Genomic DNA, 1,590 nt, shown 5'->3' with positions numbered 1-1,590 from the left:
TCGAGAAAACCGAACGGCTTACTGCAACTCTCGCGCGCGTCCGGCGCCATTCCTGGTTTCCCAGATTGACTCGAAGTTGCGTAGCATCACTTCCGCGACGCTGAAGGTGTGCTTTCCTTGCCGGGAAGTTAGGCGAGCGTCGATGTCAGGATAGATAAAGAAAGGAAGGGAAATTCGTTCGGCCGGACCACTGTGTACGACCCGATGCGGTGTGCTCCTGAAGCGGTCGTCGCTTAGGGCCTGAAGCATGTCGCCCAGATTGACCACGAGACTGTCGGGGAGGCTCGGCGCCGGCATCCAACGCCCGCCGAACCACACCTGCAAGGAGCGCGTGGGGAGTTCCTCCTGCAGCAGCAGCGTGAAGAACCCGTTGTCGGTATGCTTTCCAGCTGTGCCGCCAGTAGATGGATATCGGATCACGCGTTGGAGGACCGTCGGCGGGCTGAAATGGCGTGGGAACCAGCCCTCTTCCATATCGAGCAGGTCGGCCAGCGCGGTCCCGAGCTGCGGCACAACCTCGTTGACCACGGTAGCCTGCAGAGCAAGCAGGCTTCGAGCGAAACCAGGAGCTAACGCGTCATCCGGAAGGCGTGTGCGACCAGCAAACGGACGCCGGTCACCTTCATTCTCGATTCCGAGGTCGAACATTTCCTTCGGATCGGGGCCGGCGTCGGGATGTAGCACCTCCCCGTGCAATGGACTGTACCCACGAGCGGTAGCAGGGTACACGTTTTGTGCGGAGTGACCGAAGCGTTCCTTTGCCGACTGTGGCAACGCGAAGAACCGCCGGCAAGCCTTGATCGCTTCGGAGATCTGTTCTTTCGGGATTCCGTGCTCAAGGTAGAAGAACCCGTACACCTCGCAGGCCAGGCGAAGGCGATCGCGCTCTTCGTGTCGCGTTGCATCGGATGACAGTTTCGCCAGTGAGATTTGCGGTAGCGTGATCATTGTTGCTCCTTCATTGGTGCGTTGGCTTTATCGGTCACCTGGAAAACCCAGTAATGCGCGCCCTCCTCCGCGATGTATTTTCCGTCGTTGAGACATTGGGCCGTCACAAGCACGCCCGTATCCTGTAGACGCCGCACTTCATCCCCAAAGGATGTGGTCTCCGCATAGCTCTTGCGGGTGCTTGCGATGATGAATCCGTTGGGGCGCGTCACGCGAGCCAGTTCGCGCAGTGCGTCCGGTCGGATGTGCCCGAGCGTGAAGACGCCGCAGCAGACCGTAATGTCATAGCTCGCGGTGGAGTAGCCGGAGAGCGGCCCGTTAAGGTCGACATCGCCTCGGACATGCCGGTATGCGCGGGTTTTCCGGGCCTGTTCGGCCATCTCCTCGGAGAGGTCGATCCCGTCGATCAACCGGAAGCCGAGGCGTTCCAGTTCCACGCCGACGAGGCCCGTTCCGCAGCCGGCGTCCAGGATTGCGATGGCTGCTCGCTTATTGGCCAAATAGGCTGTCTGCACCGTGCCCGCCAGTTCCGCAACAATCGCCGGCCCGCAGTATTCATCCCGGCCGACATCCAACTCGTAGGAACTTGCCCATTCACGATAAAAGCGTGCCAAGCGATCGACGTCGCCGTCGAGCGCATGG

At 60.6% G+C, this 1,590-nt stretch carries 2 protein-coding genes; both read right to left on the bottom strand.

Annotation, left to right across the window (positions count from 1 at the left end):
- Window positions 1–18 precede the first annotated feature (18 nt).
- The gene (locus tag P3C39_RS32840) at window positions 19–948 is read right to left on the bottom strand and encodes a 2-oxoglutarate and iron-dependent oxygenase domain-containing protein (RefSeq protein WP_127295856.1); all 930 of its coding nucleotides are present in this window, start codon (window positions 946–948) and stop codon (window positions 19–21) included.
- A partial coding sequence (locus P3C39_RS32835) for a class I SAM-dependent methyltransferase (protein WP_275955078.1) occupies window positions 945–1,590 on the bottom strand: 646 nt, incomplete at its 5' end. The genes P3C39_RS32840 and P3C39_RS32835, both read right to left, overlap by 4 nt.

This window comes from Mesorhizobium sp. XAP4 (assembly GCF_029269325.1).
Classification (GTDB): Bacteria; Pseudomonadota; Alphaproteobacteria; order Rhizobiales; family Rhizobiaceae; genus Mesorhizobium; species Mesorhizobium ciceri.
Note: the sequence above shows the minus strand (reverse complement) of the source record. Positions and strands in the feature narration are given on the sequence as shown.

Bases quoted from the DNA above. Each gene is read 5' to 3' on its own strand.
- P3C39_RS32840 (WP_127295856.1), bottom strand. From the start codon at position 948: ATGATCACGCTACCGCAAATCTCACTGGCGAAACTGTCATCCGATGCA.